The sequence below is a fragment of the Candidatus Neomarinimicrobiota bacterium genome (assembly GCA_022567655.1).
Classification (GTDB): domain Bacteria; phylum Fidelibacterota; class SORT01; order SORT01; family SORT01; genus JADFGO01.
Genome location: JADFGO010000107.1, coordinates 1 through 6,318 on the forward strand (window position 1 = coordinate 1; position 6,318 = coordinate 6,318).

Sequence of the window (6,318 nt, forward strand, 5' to 3'; positions counted from 1 at the left end):
AATCATTCCTGATCAATGCCCTGCTGCTTGGTCTTTTCGCTGTTCAGCACAGCGTCATGGCGCGGCCGGCTTTTAAAGCCTGGTGGACGAAATTTGTTCCTAAGTCTGTCGAGCGAAGCACGTACGTACTCATCGCGAGCTTGCTGCTTTTCCTAATGTTTTGGCAATGGCGACCGATGCCGGGTTCGATCTGGAATGTAGAGGGTACAGGTGCAATGATCCTGACCGCGCTCTTCTGGGTCGGTTGGGTGGTAGTGCTCGTATCCACCTTTATCATCAATCATTTTGATCTATTCGGATTGAGGCAGGTATACATGAATCTCCGAAGTAAAGAGCTCACCCCCCTGAAATTTAAAACAGTGTTGTTCTACAAATATGTTCGTCATCCGATAATGACAGGATTTATAATCGCTTTCTGGGCGACTCCGCAGATGTCTCTCGGGCATCTATTCTTCGCTATCATGACGACAGGCTACATCCTCGTAGGCATATATTTTGAGGAGAAGGATCTTATAACTATCCACGGTGATACTTATAACGAATACCGTAACCGGGTTTCAATGCTTATACCATTGCCGAAGAAGAAGTAAACCGAATCAAAGACAGCATCGTACAATAAACGCCGGTCATCTGCTCTGAATTAGTCCGGACTGAGTCAGAAGACGGGGTGTGTATGTATTGTGCTTCGACTCCGCTCAGCATGACGCTATAACAGTTCGTGCGGTCCGGCTCTGGAGGAGTGTCTTCGACACAAGCCCTAACTCGCACTCATAAATCAAACACTCTTGATTCTCTCCTTCTCGCCTGGTCCGCCCGGCATCGGTCTGACGGGAAATCCCTCGCCCGTTAGGGAAGTTGTCCCGATCCGAAGGATGTCCTTTGGAGCTGATAGCGGGGCACTCCGCATTATACGGTCTTGTTATTTCTTGATTTCTACTCATGTTTTCACTAATATTTAATTCAATTGTCAACACATCACTTAGCTAGGATGGATAATATTGCCCGCCATATTAAATAATAGGCGCGGCGAATACCTAAACTCAGGAGGAATCTACCAATGACACTGACGACTAAAGTGAGATCAGCTCTTCTCGCAACAACTATTTTGGCATTGCTTTCTGGTTGTGCGGATAATGGTAAGCTGGCAGAAGTTGCAAAGCGGGAGCAATTAGAGAAGACACACCTTGAGACATTTGATGATCTTGATTTCAACGTCTTCACCGGTCAGAAGTGGGATGAGCTCGGGAAGAGCCACGCCGAGGATGTGATCGTCCACTGGCCCGATGGCCGGACAACTACCGGCATTGACGTACATATTGAGGATCTGGAGGCGTTGTTCGTTTTTTCGCCGGACACACGCATTCAGGAGCATCCGATAAGAATTGCCTCCGGGGAATGGACTGCAGTCACGAGCGTCTTTGAAGGCACGTTCACTAATCCTATGCCGATTGGAGACGGCATAACTATTCCACCGACAGGCAAGCCGTTTAAACTTTTGATCGCGACGATCGGTCACTGGGAAAACGGTGTTATGGACGAAGAGTGGTTATTCTGGGACAACCAGGCTTTTATGAAGCAGATTGGCCTCGCGGAATAGCAATCTTAGGATCAGTTGGAAGTTAAAATCCGTATACTGGTGCTGCCCGGCGAGGCATGCGGGGCAGTGCCGAATCAAAACAATCCTGGAGGAGACTCATGAAAGCGATTGTATACACAAAATACGGATCACCGGATGTTCTTGAATTAAAAGAGGTAGAAAAACCTACTCCAAAGGAGAATGAAGTCCTGATAAAAGTCAGGGCGGCATCCGTAAATCCACTTGACTGGCATTATCTGAGAGGTAAACCGCTCTTTATGCGCCTGATGGGCGCGGGGCTTCTAAAACCAAAAAACAAGATACTCGGAGTTGACATAGCGGGGCGGGTTGAAACCGTTGGTAGAAACGTAAAGCAGCTTCAGCCGGGTGATGAGGTATTCGGGGGAGGCGAATTTTTGGGGGGATTCGCCGAGTATGTGTGTGTCAGTGAAAATAAATTAGCGCTGAAACCGGCCAATATAACATTTGAGGAAGCGGCGGCTGTACCTATAGCGGCAGTCACCGCCCTCCAGGGTCTTCGCGATAAAGGACAGATTCAACAGGGGCAAAAAGTATTGATCAATGGTGCGGGTGGAGGCGTGGGTACGTTTGCTGTGCAGATTGCCAAATCGTTCGGAGCTGAAGTGACCGGCGTGTGCAGCACGAGTAAAGTGGAGATTGTGCGCTCGATTGGCGCAGACCGGGTCATTGATTACACGCAAGAAGATTTCACTAAAAACGGTCAGCGTTATAACCTGATTATTGATGCCGCGGCATATCGTTCCATACTCGATCAGAAGCGAGCGTTAAGTCCCAAGGGCATTTATGTCATGGTCGGAGGTTCCATGGCTCGAATGTTCCAGGTTCTGTTCCTACGACCATGGATTTCAATGACCGGGAGTAAGAAAATCGGTCTCATGTTGGCGAATATAAACAAAAAGGATCTGGTTTTTATGAAAGAGCTTCTTGAAGCCGGCAAGGTAGTACCTGTTATAGATAGACGTTACCCGTTAAGTGAGGTAGCCGAAGCTATCCGGTATCTTGAAGAAGGACACGCCAGAGGAAAAGTGATAATAACTTTCGAACGTAACAACAAAACCTGACAAGGCGCTGTAGCTGACGCAAATCGTTAGCCGCACCAGATGAGGAAGATGCTACTGCTAAAAAAGCACTGTCTCATAAACGTAGGTTGTGACTCATTATTTCGCAATACCAAAACTTATGAAAACGGGAGATTCTGATAATTAGCTTTTGGGGTGGTGCTTTTTTGTTTCATAAACGGTCGTTTATGAAACAGATCTTTCGTGTCTTGAAACTCATACGTTTATAAGAATCGGGCAAAATTAGGGCTTAATCTGTAACATAGTGAGCGGTACAGCCATTGGGCGGGTCGGATGTATATCGGATAAATAAGTTTGTCTTAGATTCCACCCGAACACAGCAATTGACAGGATTCCGATAATCCCAGATAAGGCGAACATACTTCCGATTACTGATTCCCCATGAGGAATTATTTCTATAAATTCATATGGCAATAAGACCGGGACTATTCGAAAGATAGCGGCTGTTAATACTAACCAGAAAGCAACAACAACCAATTTCCCTGAGTAAATTCCTCTCCTCCCAATGAAACCGGGCAGCATCCTGGAGCCGACCCCAAAGACAAGCATAGTAGCGAATCCGAGCAGTTGTATGTGTCTGATAGCATCTATTCCTATATCTACATCATATCCTAAAAACAGTTGAAAATGTGAAATCAGTTCTAAGAAGGAAGACAAGAGCAACCAGAGATAGGCGACTTTTATCGTAATGCCGGACCATCGCTCCGACAAACTTACTTTTGGTAATTGTAAACTCCGAGAGTCAGTCAATTCGTTTTTCGCTAATCTGCCTGTAACCGGTAACTTCATAACTTGGAAGGAAAGGATGAGATATATAATAAGTGATGGAATGAAAAACCCACTCACGGTCAATAGAAAATATGTCAACTGATTATCTATCCCGAACAAACCCGCTGAACTTGATACAATGTCTACCAAAACCGAAATTCCATATGACAGAGCCAGGTACTTGGAGATTTTTTTCATGGGCTTTACACCGAAGAAAATAGGAAATAGTCGTATGGAGAAAACAAACGCAATCGGAAAGATAGTCATATACAGGAATATGCGCGTAAGAATCTCATTCCAATTCTGGTCAAGGAAAGCGTCTTCCGCGATTATCATATTTGTAATCAATACACTGTTCAGTAAACCGTAAAAGAGGAGCCCGGAAAACATCAGGAAAAAGAACGGCTTGACATCATTGAAAGCATCCGAAAGCTTCACCGATTTTCTGATAATAGAAATCAGCGTAAATGTATAGAGAAGTATTCCTGCTAATTCAAATAGAGCGGATAAGGCAACAAATGTCGATGTAAAATAATATCCCGTTGCCCCTCTCTGCAAATAAGGCAAGACACTGCCTGCAAGAATCCGCAGCGTAAGCCCTGTTGTCAAAAGAACTAAAATTCGTTTTAGAATTAACGGGTTTCTAATTGGAGAATGGGTAAGACGCGGAATGAAGTGGAGGCTGATTCCAATTATTAGAAGACCGAGCCAGCCGAGTAGCTGCGCATGTCCGTGAATCTGAATAAAGGCATAAAATCCTTTACTCATTTGAAAGTCAAATCCTATCGTAAACGCAAGATGAGCCGCTATTGCGAATCCGGCAAAGAGAGCTAAAAGAATTGAATCTCTTACAAATCCGAAATGGAATTCCAGATGTGATGGAAGGCCCTGCGGGGTGATCATACTGAGTTTATTCTTTCTATCCGATAAGTCCTAATACGAAGATCAAGTCTTCATCAGCGCTTATAGCGTGCTTCGCATTCGGTTCCATCGGGATGAAAACACCCGGAACCATTCGAATCTCTTCTCCTTCTAACGTGAAAATTCCTTTTCCGCTCATCACTGTAACTACCGCTTCCCTTGTTGATGTGTGCTCAGATATTTCTGTATCTTCCTTCATGCAGAAAAGAACATGTTTTGCTGATTCAGTCTCAGCCAGAACCTTAGTCATGATGCCGTCAGCAGTAAAGGTAGCCTCGTCAAAAAGATTTTTGTGTGTAGTTTCCATTAGTTCCCCTCTTCTGGTCGGTGAATAATATAAAAAGTTTTAGTAACAGAACAATTTATATCTGCCCCAAAAAAATTGGCCAGGGCTTAATGTCCTTAAACCTGTATCATAAACGTAGGTTATGACACAGCATTTCGCTGTCCATAAACTTAATGTATAACATAGCAGGTAGTGACGCTATTGGGGGCTGATCATCGTAGGCAGCCATATTACATCATGACGAACCATGTTTTGCCGCGGAAATTGTTATGGGGAGGCAGAGTATGAATTTGGAGATTAAGACGAATAGAACTATATTCGTAATGAGGTAAAAGTTGGTATCATGAGACGTTCAAAGATAATAGGCACAGGACGATTTCTGCCGGAGCGTGTCGTTTCAAATTTTGATTTAGAGAAGTTGATGGACACTTCGGATGATTGGATAACCGAAAGGACGGGTATAAGGAATCGGCGGTTTGTCGAGGATGGGACCGGCTCATCCGAGCTTGGATATAAAGCGGCAGTAAAAGCGATAGAAAAAGCCGAGCTTAGTCCAAAGGACATAGACTTCATAATCGTAGCCACCATTATTCCGGATTATTTCTTTCCGGGGAATGGGTGCCTGATAGGGCAGATGCTCGGGCTTCCGGGAGTGGGTGCGTTAGACGTGCGCAACCAGTGTTCAGGTTTCATTTACGCGCTCTCGGTTGCCGACTCATTCATACAAAGCGGAGTTTACGATAACATCTTAGTCGTCGGGGCAGAGGCACATTCGGTCGTGCTTAAGATGACGTCTGAATGGAAGGATACAGCGGTGTTATTCGGAGACGGCGGTGGAGCGGTCGTATTGGCACCATCGGAAGACGGGAGCAGAGGAATACTTTCCAATCACCTACACGCGGATGGGACCTATGCGAAGGATCTCTGGCTTGAAGTTCCGGGAAGCAGGCAGAATCCCTGGCTGACCCACGAAATGATAGACGATGAGCGGCACCATCCGAAGATGAACGGCAACAAGGTGTTCAAACATGCAGTGAGACGATTTCCGGAGGTTATAAAGGAGGCGCTTGAGAGGAACTCGCTCACTGTTGACGACATCTCCCTGCTTATACCACATCAATCAAACCAACGGATAACACAGGCAGTTGCGAAAAGGCTTGGATTGGGGATGGAAAAGATTTACAGCAACATCGATCGCTACGGGAACACGACGGTTGCGTCGATTCCCATTGCGCTGGACGAGGCGCTTGAGGAGGAAAGGATAAAGGACGGCGACATAGTGATTTTTGCCGCCTTCGGCGCAGGGTTCACCTGGGCATCGACGGCTATTAGGTGGTAGAATTAACAAACGAATTAGAAGCCCCATGCGGTTGAATGAGGCAGTTGGTCTATATGCTCATTTTATAGGGAGGGATAATGCTCATTAGAATATCAGGCGGACGAATACTGACTTTGCTTAGATGGATGCGCCCGGTAGTCGTGTGCTTAACATTGGCAGGTTGTGCGTCGGTGGTCGTAATTCCACCTTTAGAAGGCTTGCCGCCTGATGCGCCGGAACAGCGAATAAAGATAACGGCGCAGAAATATCGCTTCGAGCCGGAGATAATAAAAGTACCGATCAACACACATGTTTTCATAGATATTGA

At 45.7% G+C, this 6,318-nt stretch carries 7 protein-coding genes; 5 read left to right on the forward strand and 2 right to left on the reverse strand.

Annotated features, from left to right (window positions below):
* The 3 genes from IID12_09315 to IID12_09325 form a co-directional block, all read left to right on the forward strand.
* The coding region (locus IID12_09315; protein MCH8289286.1) for an isoprenylcysteine carboxylmethyltransferase family protein at window positions 1-590 on the forward strand (590 nt) is incomplete at its 5' end.
* Window positions 591-1,057: 467 nt separating this feature from the next.
* Window positions 1,058-1,597: an ester cyclase gene (locus IID12_09320; protein ID MCH8289287.1), complete on the forward strand. Its 540-nt coding sequence runs from the start codon at window positions 1,058-1,060 to the stop codon at window positions 1,595-1,597.
* A gap of 98 nt (window positions 1,598-1,695) precedes the next feature.
* Complete coding sequence (locus tag IID12_09325) at window positions 1,696-2,679, forward strand: NAD(P)-dependent alcohol dehydrogenase (protein ID MCH8289288.1); 984 nt, start codon at window positions 1,696-1,698, stop codon at window positions 2,677-2,679.
* A gap of 240 nt (window positions 2,680-2,919) precedes the next feature.
* On the opposite strand, the gene IID12_09330 is transcribed toward IID12_09325, so the two are convergent.
* Together IID12_09330 and IID12_09335 are read right to left on the reverse strand one after the other, a co-directional pair.
* The gene (locus IID12_09330; protein MCH8289289.1) at window positions 2,920-4,368 is read right to left on the reverse strand and encodes a hypothetical protein; all 1,449 of its coding nucleotides are present in this window, start codon (window positions 4,366-4,368) and stop codon (window positions 2,920-2,922) included.
* A 16-nt stretch (window positions 4,369-4,384) separates the two neighbouring features.
* Window positions 4,385-4,693, reverse strand: a complete 309-nt coding sequence (locus IID12_09335; protein MCH8289290.1) for a cupin domain-containing protein — start codon at window positions 4,691-4,693, stop codon at window positions 4,385-4,387.
* A gap of 322 nt (window positions 4,694-5,015) precedes the next feature.
* Here IID12_09335 and IID12_09340 point away from each other — a divergent pair, with 322 nt between their 5' ends.
* Window positions 5,016-6,011, forward strand: coding sequence for a ketoacyl-ACP synthase III (locus IID12_09340; protein ID MCH8289291.1), 996 nt, complete (start codon window positions 5,016-5,018; stop codon window positions 6,009-6,011).
* A gap of 77 nt (window positions 6,012-6,088) precedes the next feature.
* A partial coding sequence (locus tag IID12_09345; protein ID MCH8289292.1) for a hypothetical protein occupies window positions 6,089-6,318 on the forward strand: 230 nt, incomplete at its 3' end.

What these genes read in the sequence shown, in the direction of transcription:
- IID12_09325 (MCH8289288.1), top strand. Translation starts at nt 1,696, where the DNA reads ATGAAAGCGATTGTATACACAAAATACGGATCACCGGATGTTCTTGAA.
- IID12_09320 (MCH8289287.1), top strand. Translation starts at nt 1,058, where the DNA reads ATGACACTGACGACTAAAGTGAGATCAGCTCTTCTCGCAACAACTATT.
- IID12_09340 (MCH8289291.1), top strand. Translation starts at nt 5,016, where the DNA reads ATGAGACGTTCAAAGATAATAGGCACAGGACGATTTCTGCCGGAGCGT.
- IID12_09330 (MCH8289289.1), bottom strand. Translation starts at nt 4,368, where the DNA reads ATGATCACCCCGCAGGGCCTTCCATCACATCTGGAATTCCATTTCGGA.
- IID12_09335 (MCH8289290.1), bottom strand. Translation starts at nt 4,693, where the DNA reads ATGGAAACTACACACAAAAATCTTTTTGACGAGGCTACCTTTACTGCT.